Here is a 16,924-nt window from a genome sequence, read left to right as displayed (position 1 = left end):
AGCGCCTGCGGTAAAGCGTGGGCGTTCCTTTTGCTTTGTACTATAGCCTTTGGTCGGGCTTCTGAAACAAGCAATTAAGGGAATTAGCCTACGCTTTTTTTATGTGATAAACCCAATTATCCAAATGAAAATTATGAACCGCTTTTTTATGAAAATTCCTCCTTAAACTTTTTAGGTAAAACCGATTGAAAAGCATAAGAACTTATTAATAAACAACTTTCTAATACGGTAATCTAAATGAATATCAAAAACTTAAAATTAACGGCAATTACATTGATGGCTGCAATAATAACTTCTTGTAGTGGAAATTCTAATAAAGAAGAAACACAAACAACCGATTTAACAGAAGAAACTACGGAAGAACCTTCTGTACAAAGTTCATCAGACGAAATTGCACAAGACACCGAAACTTCGGAGGTAGAAACTGCTTCTTCAAAAGAAAATTGGGAGGCCTTTCTAAATAGTTACGAAGGATATATAGACCAGTATATTAGGCTCATGAAAAAAGCTAAAGCAGGAGATATGTCTGCAATGACTGAATATGCAGAATATATGCAAAAAGCAACGGATTTACAGGAAAAAATGGAAAGCGCCAAAAACGAACTTTCGGCTTCGCAAATGGCTAGATACATGAAGTTGCAAACTAAATTAATGAAAGCTGCTGCCGAAATGTAGCTAGATTAAAAGGGGGCGTTTGGAGAATAGTTTCTTCTGAATGCCCTCATTTTGTAAAATTATAGTATCATGAAATATTTTTACATATTATGTCTCTTATTATTCAGTGTGACGTCTTTTGGTCAGGCACAAACAACGGCTTATCAAAACATTCAAGGTAAATGGATCTGTATTACGCCAAAATATCAAAATCACACTTTTTGGGTAAAGGGAACATCTTTTTTCCAGAAGTTCCAGAATGGTGTTTTAGAGCAGGGATTACCTTATCAGATAACCAAGCCAACAGGAGAAGATATTGATGTTGTCGGGCTTTTTGTGAAATGTAAGGGTTGCTTTGATGATGTATGGACAATTAGCGAGTTAACCCGCACAAAACTGATATTGATTAATTATGCTACAGAGGAAATAGCGGAATATAAAAAGGTGATTGTATCGAATGTTAAAAAGAAATAGGTTATGAGTGTAATCAAATTAAATGATATTCTGCGATTAGAAAATATCAAAAATGTAAAAATCAGATTTAATCTGATGTTTGCGAATAACTGGAACCCGATAGAGGTCTTCAAAAATAATGAAATAAAAACCCTACTTGAAGGGCAATATTGGAATTATAACAAAAACAAATCGTATAGAGAAGGACAAATTACAATTGGTTTTATCCGAATAAAAAGCAATGAAAACTACTGGCTACTATTTCATATTGGAAGAATAACTAAAGATTTACAAATTCTTAATGGAATTGGTTACGAATATGAAACGCTTACCGAATATGAAAAATATTTCGGTCGTATAATCGTACGATTCAAAAACAAATCTCAAAATATGGTGCGCAATGCAGAATCCGTAATGGACGATTGTGAAATATACCAGATATTGCCAGATACTTTTGATAATGATATTTTCCCGGGTTATGATAAAGTCAATGTTTCTTGGAAAGAACTGTCAAGAGTTATAGAGAAAGATACATGGAAAACAGCTCTGCAAAACCAAAAAGGTGTTTATCTGATAACCGATACCTCTAATGGTAAACAGTATGTCGGCTCGGCTTATGGAGATAATATGATTTTAAACCGTTGGAGATCGTATATCCATACGGGACACGGTGGAAATATAGAGCTAATAGCACTGAATAATTTTGACCATATCAAAGAAAACTTTCACTATTCAATTCTGGATATTTTTAAATCAACAACGGATGAAAAAATTATTAGAGAACGAGAAAACTGGTGGAAAGAAGTACTGTTGAGCAGAAAATTTGGATATAATAAGAATTGATTATTAATACATATAATGAAATATACAGCATCGAGACTATCAGATGGGAACAAAATTTTTCCTGCTGAAATTCATCTTGAAGAAAATGGAGTTACTGTGAAAATTCCCGGGTTTTTAAGTGGGAAAACTAAATTTATGAACTATGAGCACATTACAGCGGTTGAGATTAACACGCCTATGATTGGCTTTTCGAGTATTACATTGTATTATCAAGGGAATAAGGCTTTTGCACATGGTTTTACAAAAGAGGAAGTAAAACAGATTAAAGCAACGATAGATAGAAAAAGAAAAGAATCGAAAACGACAATAATACATAGTAATGCACATGTGGCTGAGCATCCTAAGAAACTTAGCCCGCCTGCACCTGTTATTTCATCTATTTCTAACATTCCACCTGTCTCAAAAGAGAGTGAAAATCTATATAGTAGTCAATTAGAAAAGTTAATAGAAATAGCTATCACTGATGGTGAATTAACAGAAAAAGAAAAACAGGTACTTTTTAAACGAGCAGAAGCAGAAGGTATTGATTTGGATGAATTTGAGATGGTATTAGAAGCGAGAATACCCAATAAAAAGCCAACAAAAAATAATGTTCAACTTCTAAAAGAAAATAAAGAATTAAACAGAAATCAACTAGATAAATTAATAGAATTAGCATTAGCAGATGGGATTGTAACGGAACAGGAAAAACAGGTTTTAATTAAAAAAGCTACAGAATTGGGTATAGAGCAAGACGAACTGGAAGTTATATTAGAAGCAAAATTACATTTAAGACAAAAAGAGGGTATTGGTTCGGCTCAAAAAGATAACGTTATCAAATGTCCGAGCTGTAATGATATAATTCCTGCATTGAGTAAAGTCTGCCCCTCTTGTGATTTCGTTATTGGTGCGACAAGAAGCTCGTCTGGTTCTGAAAAAAGTCTTGAAGATTTAATAGCTGATATTGAAGATACTCTTGTTGAGATAAAAACAATCAAGCAACCTAATGTTTTCGCAACATTGTATGAACATGTTCATATTACTGTTCCTATATTGACTTTTATATTATTTATAATAGGTTATAGAATAACTAGTGATTTTCTTATTCTTTTATCAATCCTATTAATATTCGTAAGTATAGCAATTATAAGAAGTCGGCAAAACAAAAATAAAAGCCAGAGTGAGAAAAAATCATTCAGTTCTCTTAAAGCAATATTTGAAAAATACGCTAGAACTGCAAGAACTTTGTTCGGAGAAAACAAAAAAGTAAAGCTCTTATTAGAAGAACTCAATATCGAGCTTACATACGCTGAAAAAAAACGTAATAAAAATAGGAAAATAGAATATGTCTCTTACAGTATAATAGTCATCATAGCAATAAGTATCTTTTTTCTCCCTAATAAAGGAGACAAAAGAATTGAAGAAGAGAAAACAATTAGAGAAACAGTACTTGAATATATAAATACAGGTGATGCAAAAAAAGCGGAAGAATATTATATACTTCATGCTAACGATGAAGGATTAGTTGGATATCATATTAGAGACTTAGCAATAACAGTTATGCAAGCATTAGTAGATCAGAATCTATTAGAAGAAGCTGAAAGTTACTTAAGTAAAGGGCATCACGTTAACACCAGTATGGGTGATGTTGCTAAGCCTCTTGTTTTAGCATACGTTAAAAAAGGGGATATAAAATCTGCAAAGAGGATAATAAGTAGCGTTAATGAATATCATCAAGAAGGTTTAAAAAAATTACTTCCAAAAAATTAAAATAACATGACATTTTTTAGCAGCAAAAAAGAAGGCGGATTAATGGACGTAATCCGTTGCGATGAGCAGGAATATTTGGTGTGGAAATGGCGATCATCAGGCTCTGCCAATTCCACCAACAAAGAAAATGCTATCCGTTATGGAAGCAGTTTACGTGTAAAAGACGGAGAACTTGCTGTATTCTTCTACAAGCAAAATAACGGTACAATACAGGATTTTATAGAAGGTCCATATGACCAGACCATTAAATCAGCAAACTTTCCAATCCTTACCAATATTGTAGGTACGGCATTTGGTGGTAGTTCACCATTTCAAGCAGAGATCTATTTTATTAATCTGTCAGGCAATATTCAGATCAGATTTGGTATTCCTTATTTTGATATTTACGACCCTCGTTATATAGATTTAGGTGTGCCCTGCGCTGTGCGTGGTACATTAACATTCAATTTAACTGATTACAAAAACTTCATTAAACTTAACCGGCTTCTAAATTTCAATTTAGAAGATTTTAAAAATCAAATCAAAGATTTTTTCCAACGAAAGGCAAAATCTGTTATCTTAAATACTCCGCAGGACAATAACATCCCTGTAATGCAGATTGAAAGAAAAATTGATGAAATCAGCGAGATCGTACAGTCTAAGCTAAAAGCAGAACTGGAAGAACATTTTGGCGTAAATCTAAAACGTTTAGACATTGGAACTATCGAGTTGAATAAAGAGCATCCACACTATCAGCAGCTTAAAAGGACAACAGCAGATCAGCAGACCAAATTTGCTGAAGCTCAAACTGATATTGGTATTACAAACCTTGAAGAAACCATGCGTATTCAAAGAAAAGATACGGAATTGGGGGTTGAGGGTAAAAACTTTGCTGTTCATCAACTGAATCAACAAACCGATGTATTGAAAACAGGCGCCGAGAATTTGGGAGCTATGGGGACTGTAGATTTAGGTGGAGGAGGTATGAATGTAGCAGGTATGATGGTAGGAATGGGGATTGGTGGAGCTATGGGAAACCAGATGGGAGGGATGATGGGGAATATGAACAATACGCCACCGCCTCCACCTGCAACAAATTATCATATTTCCATTAACGGACAACAATCCGGTCCTTTTAATCTGGAGCAATTAAAACAATATGCCCAAAACGGACAATTTACCGCAAACTATCATGTCTGGAAAGCGGGAATGTCTGGTTGGGAATTGGCGGGCAATGTTCCAGAAATAGCAAGTTTATTTTCGGTAATTCCTCCGCCTCCACCATCAATTTAATCAGTTATGAAAGTGAATTTTGTAAAATCAATTATTGCATTAGCTGTAAGTGGATTAATCGCTTACGGTTTTTATAGTTTTCATTCTACTGAAAGCAAAGGAGTATTGGTTATTGGAAGCTTCTTGTTTTTGGCAATTACGTTATTGTTTTCTATCGGTATTAGTTTTAACCTGTCAAGAACAGTTGCTTTAGTAAGAACAGTTTCAATTATTTTCTTTTTTATTTCTTTAGTAAGTAATCTGGTTTTTATATATATAAACTTTAATATGCCTCTTTATATAATTATAAATGGAATTTTATTTTTAATATATGTGCTTGTTGCTTATTCCATATCACAATCAAAACAATAAATTCTTACTCATAACGCTGACAGGGTTATTTTTAACTTTGTTTGTGAACCCTGTCAGCGTTAACCAACGATAATCAATCTCAAAAATCACATAAAACTCTTACAACAAGCTTACCTTTGCACAACATGCGACACCATATCATAAAAATACCCATCATTCTATTTTTGCTTACTGCAACGCTCTCCTGTAATGAAGCAAACGGTTATAAACAAGATAAAAACAATAATTATTATGTTACCAAGGTGGTAGATGGAGATACATTCTGGGCAAATAATGGCGCAGAAAAAGATATCAAGGTTCGTTTAATTGGTATTGATGCGCCTGAATCCAGGAAAACCGGTAAAAAGGAAATTGGTTATTTTGGAAAGGAAGCAAAGACCTATCTTACAACGCTGTTATCAGAAAAATATGTGAAGCTTGTTTCTGATGTAGATTCTTTAGATCGCTACGGAAGAACGTTGGCTTATGTCTATCTGCAAAATGGTACGTTTGTAAATGCAGAATTGGTTCAGAATGGTTATGCTGTGGTTATGACTATTCCACCCAATGTAAAATACGCAGATTTGTTTTTTAAATTGCAGACACAAGCAAGGGAAAACAAGCGAGGATTATGGAACTGAAATTAAATAATAGGTAGAGGATATGAGTGCTTAATTTTAAATGTATATATCTTTCAAAGAGTATTATTTAATCTCATTTTTACTAAAAAAACTCTCAATCATAGGCGTAATAAAATCGCTTTCTTTATAATCTGGCTTTAAGGTTGTTATTTCTCCTATGTACTCTCCATGTCCACCGGGGATAATCGCCAAATTGCAATTGGGGATTATCCTAGACATAGCAACAATGTGTTCAGGTGTGGCTACGTCGCTGCTTCCGTTAATTAAAAGCACAGGAGCTTTAATAGATTTTAGTTGTTCATCAGGAAAATCTTTGAAATTATTCATTCTATCGGCGCATTTCTGATACATATTCATGAGTTTTTCTTTGTCAGGATTGACTTGAAGAAAGGCATCTTTATATTGCTGCGGCATCTGATCAAAAGTTCCATTTTTCATAAACTCCCAAAACTGCGGAAAAGTTCCCTCTCGCTTTAACAAGATAGAACCTGCTATTATTTTATGGCATATTTCCGGATGTCTGATAGCGAGTTGTAAGGCTGTATTTCCTCCATTGCTAAACCCCAAAACATCTGCCTTATGGATGTTTAAGTTTTTCAAAAGCTCAAATACGTCGTCTGCATCTTGTTCAAAAGAAATGACTGTATTTCTATCGCTGGTTCGTCCATGTGCTTGCAGCTCAACACAAATTAACTGTCTATGTGAAGCTAGTAAAGGGATGATTCTTCCAAATGAAGTTTGTATAGTTGAACCACCACCATGAATTAAAACTAAAGGTTTTCCTTCTCCATAAATTTCGTAATACATTTTTATTCCGTTTACATCAGAATAACCATTTTTTACAGGAGCAGAACTATTTGTTTTCATATGTGAATAATTTGTTTTTTCATGGTCATATGGAATATCGAAAGTATTCTCATTCGTGTTTGTACCTGTGCTACATGGATATTTCATGTTATTTGTTTGAGAAGTTGCCTGAATAGAAGTGTTATGGATGATGAGGATTATTACCAAAAATATGCTAATTTTTTTCATCAAAACAAGGTGTTAAATTGTGGTATATGTTAATAAATCAGGTTGTTATGTCAAATTTACAGAAATGTTTAGAATAGTTTATACTGCCCTTCTGTAAATTATGGGCATATATTAAAAAGGACCCTTCTGGGGCCTATTTATTGGATAGATTAATGGTGCTGTTTGTTGCGGAAAAAGGAATAAGTATGTTTTTGGATTGAATAATAGAGACTAATTACTCAATTCCATATCTGTCCATCTTATTATAGAGTGTTTTTCTATCTATATTTAACATTTTAGCTGCTTTGGATTTATTGTAACGTACTTTTTCTAAAGTTTCAATAATGAGTGCTTTTTCGTTAACCTCGTTAATTTCTTTGAGCCCGGTGATGTTACTGGTATCCGTTTTAGTTGAGCCAGACAGATTCATGGATTCCGTCATCTCTTCGGGAAGTGCATAAATATCGGCAACTTCTCCTTGGGTAAGTAACACCATTCTTTTAATAACATTTTTTAGTTCGCGTAGATTTCCTGGCCAATCATATTTTAATAGAATAGCCTTGGCTTCAGGAGAAATATGTTTTACGTTTCGGCCTAATTCTTTATTGGAAGTTGCTACAAAATGGTCTATGAAAAGCTCCAAATCTTTTCCTCTGCTGCGAAGAGGTGGCATTAGAATTTTAAATTCGTTAATCCGATGGTAAAGATCTTCCCTGAAGTTTTCATTTTTTACGCTGTCATTAAGGTCGTCATTTGTAGCCGTAATAATCCTGACATCGACTTTTAGTATTTTGGTACTGCCCACAGGCTGAATTGTTTTTTCTTGTAAGGTACGTAACAACTTTACCTGAACATCGTAACTTAAATTGCCTACCTCATCCAAAAATAAAGTCCCTCCATTTGCAGCTTCAAATTGACCCTTTTTGTCGGTTAATGCACCGGTGAAAGCACCTTTTATATGGCCAAATAATTCGCTTGCTGCTAGTTCTTTAGATAAAGCACCGCAGTCTATGGCAATAAAAGGTTTGTCTTTGCGATTACTTTTTAAGTGTATGGTTTTAGCAATATGTTCTTTTCCTGTCCCGCTTTCGCCATTAATAAGTACCGACATATCTGTTGGGGCTACCAGGTCTACATACTTGTAAAGTTTTTCAGATTCTATACTCTCACCTTTAATAAATTCGACGGTTTCTGTAGCTTGTTTTTTTACTTCTTGTTTCTTGTCAAGTGCATTGCCAATAATCATAAGTAGCTCATCCGGATTTACCGGCTTGGTAATATAATCAAATGCACCAGATCGCATGGCGTTTACTGCTGTACGCACATCGTTGAAACTGGTCATAATAATAGCGGGAACATGATTGTTATGGGCTCTTATTTTTAATAAAATATCTAAACCTATGCCATCGGGTAGCCTGTAATCCAGTAGTAATAAATCAAACGAATCTTTTTCAAGATGTAGTAACCCACTTTTAACAGAATTAGCCACAGTAGTGGCGAAATTATTCTTGGTTAAAAATCCATCTAATAATTGTGCGAATGTAGAATCGTCTTCAACGATTAATATTTTTTTCATACGTTGACTTAAAAGGGAACAATGCAAAAATACAAAAGCCGGACGAAATCCGGCTTTTGTAAGGTATAGTTTAATTGTTTATGATGTGTTTTTGTAGTGAAAGTTAGTTTACTACTTTACCATCCGTACCAATTTTGATACTTCTTAGCTCTTCACCTTTTTTAACTTCAATCAAATAGTGCTCGCTACCATTAGCATTTACTACATATGCTGTTTGAGGAATCCACTCTTTAAAGATGTCTGCAGTAAGTGTTTGTTTAACTGCATCAGGTAATTCATCTAACTTTACTTCTTTTCTATCCTGATTGTCTGCAGCAGGTGCTTGTTCTTGTGTAGCTTCTGCATTTGAAGTTGTAGGCTCTTGCTCATTTGCGTAAGCAAAACCTGCTTCTTTCTTCGTGGTATCTGCAGGGGTAGTTACTGTATCTTTTTTTACTGTGTCTTGCAAAGAAAAATTATTGTTAGAAATAGTTTTTGCTTCTGTCATTGTAATTCCTGCAAATGCTAGGGCTGCTGCTGTTAAAATGAAATTTTTCATAATTCTAAAATTTTAAATTTTTATACTAACCAATTATTTTATTTTACTACTTGTTGCTGTGTTTAACAGTTGAAGTATGCCAAAGTATATAACACAATGGTGCCAAGAAGATTTGTTTTGTCTAATATGTTGATTATTAGTTGTTTGTGTGTTTGTGGTGTGTTTCTGTATTTGTGGAATGTTTCTACAGATTGTTGAGTATGTAAGCAGAAATTTGAATAATTGTGATGTGTGGCATGAGTAGAATGGATAGGGAGAACCGAATTATAAGCTATGATATACCTTGATGAAAAGTCAAATGAAGTAGTGCTTTTTAGTTTTTATCCGCTGATTTTATATAAAAACGTATTTTAGGGGTATGATAGCTTTGAAGAATATTTCGCATACCTATTCTGAAAATTTAACGATTGGTTTTAAAGAAGGAGAGTTTACCCGAAACCATAATTATCTGATATTGGGTGAATCTGGTAGCGGAAAATCTACTTTGATTAACATTATGACAGGACTTTTGCGTCCAACTGGAGGTACAGTATGGATTGATGATGTAGATATCTATGGATTGAAAGAAGCGCAAAGAGATAAGTTTAGGGCAGAAAGAATAGGAATCGTATTTCAACGTCCACATTTTTTAACCAGTCTTACAGTTACCGAAAATCTTAAGTTAACGCAATCACTTGCCAATCAGACGATAGATAAGATAAGAATAAATGAGGTATTAAACCGTTTGGCAATTCTGGATAAAAAAGATGAATATCCGAATAGTTTAAGTGTAGGACAGTTACAACGCTTATCTATAGCCAGAGCAATATTAAATAAACCCAATTATATTATTGCAGATGAGCCTACGTCTAGTTTAGACGATAAAAACACAGATAAAGTACTTTCTTTATTAATAGAACAATCTGAAGCCGAACAGGCAAGTTTAATAGTTGCTACACATGATAAGCGAGTGAAAGATTTAATTTCAAATATTTACAGTCTGGAAGGAGAGGTTGCCCCATGAGTGTTTTTTATTTAGCGCTTAAAGCAATAAAAGAAAAATGGTTAAGCTCTTTGTTGAGCCTCATTCTTGTTGGTTTTGGCGTGGCAATTATTACCGCTTTGCTATTGTTGTCCAATCAATTTTCCAATAATCTGGAAAAAAATGCAAAAGGAATAGATGCGGTTTTGGGGGCTAAAGGAAGCCCTATGCAATTAATTTTAAGCAGTATTTACTATGTTGATTTTCCAACAGGTAATATTTCTTATGAAGAAGCTTACAAAGTGGCCAGCAGTCCAAAAGTAAAGCTTTGGGTACCGCTGGCATTAGGCGATAATTTTTCGGGTTACCGTATTGCAGGAACCAATGAAAATTTTGTAAACCTGTATAATTTGGAATTACAAGAAGGTGATTTTTGGAATAAAGATTTTGAAGTTACTATTGGTGCCGATATCGCAAAAAAGAAGGGGATTAAGGTGGGAGATACCATCCACGGGTCTCATGGGTTAAGTTCTGCAGATGATGTACATGAAGAGCATCCGTATAGAGTAGCTGGTATTTTAAAACAACAAAATAATGTAGTGGATCATCTGGTTCTTACAAATATTGAAAGTATCTGGTTAATGCATGGTATAGGAGAAGACGACGATCACCACAACCATGATCATGATGGACATGCTGAAGAACATGCAATGGAAGGAAAAGAAATCACATCTATGCTGATACAGTATAAATCGCCGGTTTCTATAGTCACTTTTCCTAAATACGTAAACGACAATACCAGTATGCAGATAGCATCACCGGCAATGGAAAGTGCCCGGTTGTTTTCTATAGTGGGTGTAGGTGTAGAAGCTTTTAGCTGGTTGGCTTATATGATTATTTTTATTTCAGTATTAAGTGTTTTTATCAATTTGTATGTTTCTTTACGAAGCAGAAAGCCAGATCTGGTATTAATGCGAACTTTAGGCGCTTCCCGTTCAAAAGTCTTTTTACTGATTATTCTGGAGGGTATATTATTGGTGACCGTGGGGGCTGCAATAGGAATGATTATGGGACATATTATGGTCCAATGTTTGGGAAGTTCTTTAGAAGAGGGACAAAATGTTTTTACAGGTTTTGTTTTTCTAAAAGAAGAAATTTATCTTTTACTAATTAGTTTTATAATAGGAATATTGGCTGCTGTTTTTCCGGCTTTAAAGGCTTATCGGTCAGATATCTCAAAAATATTATCAGAAAAATGAAGAAGGTTATACTATCGCTGTTTTTGTTTTTTTATGGAAATGTGCTGTTGGCACAAGCTCCGGATCATACGCCTATGATGAATAAATACTGGGAAATTCTTAATACCCGTACCATCAAAAAAGCAAGTTCCGGTTCGTATGAACCTTATTATCCTGCTCCTCTTAGTGCTTTGGATCAAAAACAGATATATCTTTCTGGGTATATAGTCCCCATAAAAACAGGAACCATGCATAAAACTTTTCTATTATCGGTTTTGCCCATTGCACAATGTCAGTTTTGTGGAGAAGGGGATATTCCTGAAATGGTGGAGGTTTTTATGGAGGAGCCTATTAAGTACACTACAAAACCTATAGTGGTGGAAGGCACACTTAAAATAAACAAAGAGCTGGATGGAGCGTCGTTCCAATTACAAAAAACGCGCTTAAAAAAATGACGATGGACTAATATGGCTTTATGATTCCTAAGTTTTTTATGTTTTATACTAAAAAAAGATATGGTTGGGGAATTTTTTCCTGCTATTGTTGTGTTTTTTTCTCCTGGTTATAAAAATATCTCAGTCCCATTATAAAGGGTTAAACCTTAAAACCGCATCCTAAGCCATGTTATAGTGCTTGTGGTTTCATCATCCTCAATTATGGAATGATTATTAATATCTAATGGTTGCGTATTCTTTTTATTTGACCAAAATTATAATGAAAGAGAATGTGTGTATTAAAGAATGCCCTGAAATATTTAGAGCATATTTTACAGCACTTTTATGACTGAGTATATACTTTGGAATATTGTATTAAGCGTAGTTGTAATTGGGTATGTTTTGATGGCGATTAAAGAAAAACCCAATTTTAACAATTATTTACTGGCTATATTGTTTATGTCAGTAATGCATGGCTTTTGCATTTATTTTCAATTAGGTATACCCGTTTCGTTGCTGTACGGACCGTTTTTGTTTTTGGCTAGTAACTCTCATCAAAAAACGCAAATCACATCCCTAAAGAAAAGTCTGCATTTTATTCCGTTTTTGTTGTTTACAATATCCTACTTATTGGTTCTACAAGTATATGATGTTCGTGTTTCAATAGAAGGATATGCCTTATTATATTACCTGACCTATTTTGTGATAACATTTTTATCATTAACTGTTTATCCCATAATAGTATATGTTCAGCAAAAACGACCGGGAGGAAGTTTGTCTTCCAGAGTAAGCATGCTTATTATGCAATTAAATGTGGTTTGTATACTCAATGCTGCTTTTATCCTCTTTTTAAGTATGGTTATATATAAATCAATGGTGCTGGGTTTTGATATCCGCTTGTTGGTTTATGCTTTATTGGTAGCCAGTAGTGCTTTAATCGTTTTTTATTTAATCAGATCTTATATAGCTGCTAAAGCCTCCTTTCAACAGAAGAAAAGAATAGTGAATGATGTTATGGTTAACTCTGTTTCGGATATGGCAGCAGCAGATTCTTTTCGTTACCAGAAATGTGTTCTGGGGGAAGATGTTCTGAAGGAATATGCTCATAAGGTGATGTCTGTTTTGGATAATACTAATATATATCTGAATCCGGGAATATCTTTGGATGTTTTGTCCAGAGAAACAGGTATATATAAGCATCATTTTTCTCAATTATTTAATGTATATCTTCGGAAAAACTTTTATCAACTTATTGCCGAATATAGAATACGTTATGCTTTAGAGTGTATAAATAAAGAAGATAATATAACCATAGAAGCATTGGCTTATGAATGTGGTTTTAGCTCCAAAACATCTTTCAATAAATACTTTAAAGAGATTACAGGGTATTCACCCTCTGAGTATAGGCTATTGTTGAAACCAAAAATATATAAAGTTGCAACATGCTGAGAATAGTGCTGATAAGTATCGTTATACTGTCGGCTACCGCCCTTTATACGCTTATCAAGCTTTCAAAGAACCTTAAGGGGACCTTAAGTACAGTAGATAAACTGGTAGGTGTATTTATGGTGACAGTATTGGTACAGGTATCTCATGCTTTTTTGGTGATTTTTTTTTTATCGGCTAACGTTTATTTAAGGGAAACCGCCCCCTATGCTCTCATCTATGGCCCTTTTATATACTTTGGTCTTTCAATGATGTTACAGCGGGAACTCATGTTTCGCACAATTTTACTGCATTTATTGCCAGCTGTTTTTGCATTTTTGGTTTACTCATATCTGTTGATAAACTCCGTAATATATAGTGGAATAGGCGAGTTTTATATCTTAATATTGCACATAACTGTGCCTCTTTCTATGATTGCCTATGTATTATGGGGTATTTGGCAAATGGGGAATGTTGATATTGTAAAATATAAAGATGTTGTAAACTTTTTCTCCATCTTGTCTGTGTTGATGATTATGGTAGCCCTGCTGTTTTTAATTATTGTTTATACCGAAACTTTAGGAGAGCAGGGAGTGAATAATTCTAATATTCCCAGTATTATTGTTTACTCCATTATGTTAATTTCCGTAGCTTTTATCTTTCAGTTCAGGTTAAACAGATTAATTGGGCAATTGAGGATAAAGATAAATGCACCTGAAAATAAAAACGAGAATATGCAGGCAGAGCTACAGCCTTATCAGAAATCGACTTTAACCGCAGATATTTTTCTTAGTTATCATGAAAAACTACATGAGATTATGGAAAAAGAGAAACTATATCTGAATAAAGATTTGTCATTATCGTTATTGGCAAAGAGGATGAAAGTGCCTAAACATCATGTAACGCAAATGTTTACGCAGTACCTAGGTAAAAGTTTTTATAATTATACCAATGATTTACGGATAGAATTTTCTTGTAAATTACTGGCAGACCCTGAATGTGAATTAACCATAGAAGCTATTGCAGAAGAAAGTGGTTTTAATTCAAAAGCTTCATTCAATAGATATTTCAAAACTTCAATGGGGTGCACACCCTCCGAATTTAGGACTGAACATCAATAGAGTCAATACCTTTATGAATAGAAAATCATTTTTTATGTTTTCTTTTCTCTACTAAAATTTAGCTAGACTTTTTATAATTTAAAATACCCATAAACTTTTGTAATCCTGTCGACGGTGGGTATAAAATAGTCTGTAAATTATGCTTCATATCCTCCTTTTTTAGTTAATGAACACTCCTGAAGTATCTTTTTGAAAAACAGTGTTATATAGGTTGTTGTCCCACTTTATATGTCGTACATCCCACGTAAATGATACATGTTTAAGTCTGTTGAATAGGCAAATTTGCTATTCAGTTAATGCTGAGAATTTTAAAATCATTAATGAATATGAAAATGATACAAAAGTTACGATTTAGTATGTTGTTAATATGCGCTATGCTATTAAGCATAAGTTCGTATGCGCAATTTCCGTATGTAAATAGTTTTAAGAAAAGCGATGCAACTGGGATAGTTTTGGGCGGAAGTCCTTCTGCTTATCTTACAAGTGGAGTTGTAGGTGGTGACCCTGTTAATGATGGTTATCTCCGTTTAACCAATGCAGTTAATACTCAAACAGGGTATGCATATATAGATACGCCTTTCCCTTCTGAAAAAGGTATAACTGTAGAATTTGAATACTTTAGTCACGGCACTACAGTCACAAATAACGCTCCCGGTGCAGACGGTATTTCTTTTTTTCTTTTTGATGCAGCTATATCTCCCGTTGAGCAAGGAAGGTTTGGTGGGTCCTTAGGATATGCACAATACAGGAATCCTAATAGTATAGGTGATACCAGGAACGGACCAGGAATGAATGGCGGTTTCCTTGCCATAGGTTTAGATGAATATGGCAATTGGGCAACGCAAACAGAGGATAGAAATGGAGGAATAAAAAATGCTCTAGGTAATGTAATTACAGCAGGTCAGATACAGGGTAATGGTGTAATAGCTATAAGAGGGGCTATTGACCCTCTTGATCCTAATGGTGATGGTGGAAGATCAGGAGCAGGTGCTTATCCTTTTATTGATGGTAGATTAACTAATAACTTGGGAGGTGGGGGAGTTGAAAGACAACCTGCTTCGAGTTACCTGCTTCCTGCAGGTGATAGATTTTCTATTTCTACAAATGCAAGGGGACCACTTCAAACAGATGCTAATTACAGGAAAGTTATTATTGATATAGAGAAAAATAGCCCTCATATTCCAAATTCGGGCTTTACTATTAACGTTAAGGTATATGTGGGAAGTTTGGGTAAAACTGTAGATGTCTTAAAGAATGTTCATTATGCTATTGATGACGTTAATATCCCACAGAATTTGAAAGCAGGTTTCGCTTCGTCTACGGGTAACAGTTTAAATATTCATGAAATTAGAAATCTGGAAGTTAATGCCGGGATAATAAGGGCAATCTCTTTGGTAAAGGCTGTAACAAGTACTACTCCGGTAGGGGGGTATGTTTTAGGAAGTACAATAGAATATACATTCAAAGTTAAAAATGAAGGAACAGTAGTCTTAGATAATGTTTTGTTAACAGATGATATTACGGGTGTCAACCCTGTTCTTGTTGCAGCTAGTGATATAGGTGGTGATAATAAATTAAGTCCCAATGAAGAGTGGACTTATACCGCAACCTATACTATTCAACAAACAGATGTAACTGCAGGTAAAGTAGCCAATACCGCCAAGGTAAGGGCAACAGATCCGTTGAATAATAATGTGGAGGATAAATCAGGTACTGATGTTGATAATGATGATCCAACAGAAACTCAAATAGCAAAACCTGGCAAGGTCACACTAGTGAAAACAGCAAGTACTGCACCAGCTGGAGGTTTCAAATTGGGCGATGTCATAACCTACTCCTTCATTGTAAAGAACGAAGGAACCGTAATCTTAAACGACATCAGAATAGAAGATAATGATCTTCCGGGATTAAGTGCATTCAGCCCGGCATTTAATGCCGCAACAACACTTGCTCCTGGTGCAAATATGACATTTACCGCAACTTATACTATTAAACAAACAGATGTAGATGCAGGGAAAGTAGTTAATACTGCTAAGGTAAAGGCAAAAGATCCGTTAAATAATGATGTAGAAGATAAATCAGGAACAGCGACAACCAATGATGATCCAACAGAAACTCCTGTTGTACAAACCAGTAAGATTACGTTGGTGAAAACGGCAAGTGCTGCGCCAACAGGAGGTTTTAAATTAGGTAATGTTATAACCTATACTTTTAAGGTTAAAAATGAAGGTACCGTCACGTTAAGTAATGTTTCTTTAACAGATGATATTGTGGGAATCACTCCTGTGTTTGTCGCAGCCAGTGATATAGGGGGCGATAATAAATTAAGTCCCGATGAAGAATGGACTTATACCGCAACCTATACCATTCAGCAAACAGATGTAGATGCAGGCAAGGCAGTAAACACGGCAAAGGTAATAGCAAAAGATCCGTTAAATAATGATGTAGAAGATAAATCAGGAACGGCGACAACCAATGATGATCCAACAGAAACTCCTGTTGTACAAACCAGTAAGATTACGTTGGTGAAAACGGCAAGTGCTGCGCCAACAGGAGGTTTTAAATTAGGTAATGTTATAACCTATACTTTTAAGGTTAAAAATGAAGGTACCGTCACGTTAAGTAATGTTTCTTTAACAGATGATATTGTGGGAATCACTCCTGTGTTTGTCGCA

16 protein-coding genes are annotated in these 16,924 nt (G+C 34.6%); 13 read left to right on the top strand and 3 right to left on the bottom strand.

Annotated features, from left to right (window positions below; genetic code table 11):
* Positions 1-237 precede the first annotated feature (237 nt).
* The 7 genes from ACFSAH_RS02190 (at position 238) to ACFSAH_RS02160 (ending at position 5,942) form a co-directional block, all read left to right on the top strand.
* Positions 238-675 (top strand): DUF6591 domain-containing protein, encoded by a 438-nt coding sequence (locus ACFSAH_RS02190; protein ID WP_379661052.1) that lies wholly within the window; start codon positions 238-240, stop codon positions 673-675.
* A gap of 69 nt (positions 676-744) precedes the next feature.
* Positions 745-1,128 carry a hypothetical protein gene (locus tag ACFSAH_RS02185; RefSeq protein WP_379661051.1) on the top strand — a complete coding sequence of 128 codons (384 nt, stop codon included), beginning with the start codon at positions 745-747 and terminating at the stop codon, positions 1,126-1,128.
* Between the two features lie 3 nt (positions 1,129-1,131).
* A complete protein-coding gene (locus ACFSAH_RS02180; RefSeq protein WP_379661050.1) occupies positions 1,132-1,950 on the top strand; it encodes a GIY-YIG nuclease family protein in 819 nt (272 codons plus the stop codon).
* A gap of 15 nt (positions 1,951-1,965) precedes the next feature.
* Positions 1,966-3,699, top strand: coding sequence for a hypothetical protein (locus ACFSAH_RS02175; RefSeq protein WP_379661049.1), 1,734 nt, complete (start codon positions 1,966-1,968; stop codon positions 3,697-3,699).
* 6 nt (positions 3,700-3,705) lie between these two features.
* Complete coding sequence (locus tag ACFSAH_RS02170; protein WP_379661048.1) at positions 3,706-4,971, top strand: SPFH domain-containing protein; 1,266 nt, start codon at positions 3,706-3,708, stop codon at positions 4,969-4,971.
* Positions 4,972-4,977: 6 nt separating this feature from the next.
* Positions 4,978-5,322 carry a hypothetical protein gene (locus ACFSAH_RS02165; RefSeq protein WP_379661047.1) on the top strand — a complete coding sequence of 115 codons (345 nt, stop codon included), beginning with the start codon at positions 4,978-4,980 and terminating at the stop codon, positions 5,320-5,322.
* Between the two features lie 125 nt (positions 5,323-5,447).
* Complete coding sequence (locus tag ACFSAH_RS02160; RefSeq protein WP_379661046.1) at positions 5,448-5,942, top strand: thermonuclease family protein; 495 nt, start codon at positions 5,448-5,450, stop codon at positions 5,940-5,942.
* A gap of 63 nt (positions 5,943-6,005) precedes the next feature.
* On the opposite strand, the gene ACFSAH_RS02155 is transcribed toward ACFSAH_RS02160, so the two are convergent.
* From ACFSAH_RS02155 to ACFSAH_RS02145, 3 genes are all read right to left on the bottom strand, one after another.
* Positions 6,006-6,977 carry an alpha/beta fold hydrolase gene (locus tag ACFSAH_RS02155; protein WP_379661045.1) on the bottom strand — a complete coding sequence of 324 codons (972 nt, stop codon included), beginning with the start codon at positions 6,975-6,977 and terminating at the stop codon, positions 6,006-6,008.
* Between the two features lie 214 nt (positions 6,978-7,191).
* Positions 7,192-8,532 (bottom strand): sigma-54-dependent transcriptional regulator, encoded by a 1,341-nt coding sequence (locus tag ACFSAH_RS02150; RefSeq protein WP_379661044.1) that lies wholly within the window; start codon positions 8,530-8,532, stop codon positions 7,192-7,194.
* A 103-nt stretch (positions 8,533-8,635) separates the two neighbouring features.
* A complete protein-coding gene (locus tag ACFSAH_RS02145) occupies positions 8,636-9,070 on the bottom strand; it encodes a hypothetical protein (RefSeq protein WP_379661043.1) in 435 nt (144 codons plus the stop codon).
* A 358-nt stretch (positions 9,071-9,428) separates the two neighbouring features.
* Here ACFSAH_RS02145 and ACFSAH_RS02140 point away from each other — a divergent pair, with 358 nt between their 5' ends.
* The 6 genes from ACFSAH_RS02140 to ACFSAH_RS02115 all read left to right on the top strand — a co-directional run.
* Positions 9,429-10,073 carry an ABC transporter ATP-binding protein gene (locus ACFSAH_RS02140; protein WP_379661042.1) on the top strand — a complete coding sequence of 215 codons (645 nt, stop codon included), beginning with the start codon at positions 9,429-9,431 and terminating at the stop codon, positions 10,071-10,073.
* Positions 10,070-11,290 (top strand): ABC transporter permease, encoded by a 1,221-nt coding sequence (locus tag ACFSAH_RS02135; RefSeq protein ID WP_379661041.1) that lies wholly within the window; start codon positions 10,070-10,072, stop codon positions 11,288-11,290. The genes ACFSAH_RS02140 and ACFSAH_RS02135 overlap by 4 nt, the downstream gene beginning before the upstream one ends.
* On the top strand, positions 11,287-11,724 hold the full coding sequence (locus tag ACFSAH_RS02130; protein ID WP_379661040.1) for a hypothetical protein: 438 nt from the start codon (positions 11,287-11,289) through the stop codon (positions 11,722-11,724). Before ACFSAH_RS02135 ends, ACFSAH_RS02130 begins: the two co-directional genes overlap by 4 nt.
* A 324-nt stretch (positions 11,725-12,048) precedes the next feature.
* Positions 12,049-13,152: a helix-turn-helix domain-containing protein gene (locus ACFSAH_RS02125; protein WP_379661039.1), complete on the top strand. Its 1,104-nt coding sequence runs from the start codon at positions 12,049-12,051 to the stop codon at positions 13,150-13,152.
* Complete coding sequence (locus ACFSAH_RS02120) at positions 13,146-14,249, top strand: helix-turn-helix domain-containing protein (RefSeq protein WP_379661038.1); 1,104 nt, start codon at positions 13,146-13,148, stop codon at positions 14,247-14,249. The genes ACFSAH_RS02125 and ACFSAH_RS02120 overlap by 7 nt, the downstream gene beginning before the upstream one ends.
* A gap of 326 nt (positions 14,250-14,575) precedes the next feature.
* Positions 14,576-16,924, top strand: a 2,349-nt coding sequence (locus ACFSAH_RS02115; RefSeq protein WP_465269664.1) for a DUF7507 domain-containing protein, incomplete at its 3' end; no start/stop codon positions are given.

This window comes from Pseudopedobacter beijingensis (assembly GCF_042678145.1).
Classification (GTDB): domain Bacteria; phylum Bacteroidota; class Bacteroidia; order Sphingobacteriales; family Sphingobacteriaceae; genus Pseudopedobacter; species Pseudopedobacter beijingensis.
Note: the sequence above shows the minus strand (reverse complement) of the source record. Positions and strands in the feature narration are given on the sequence as shown.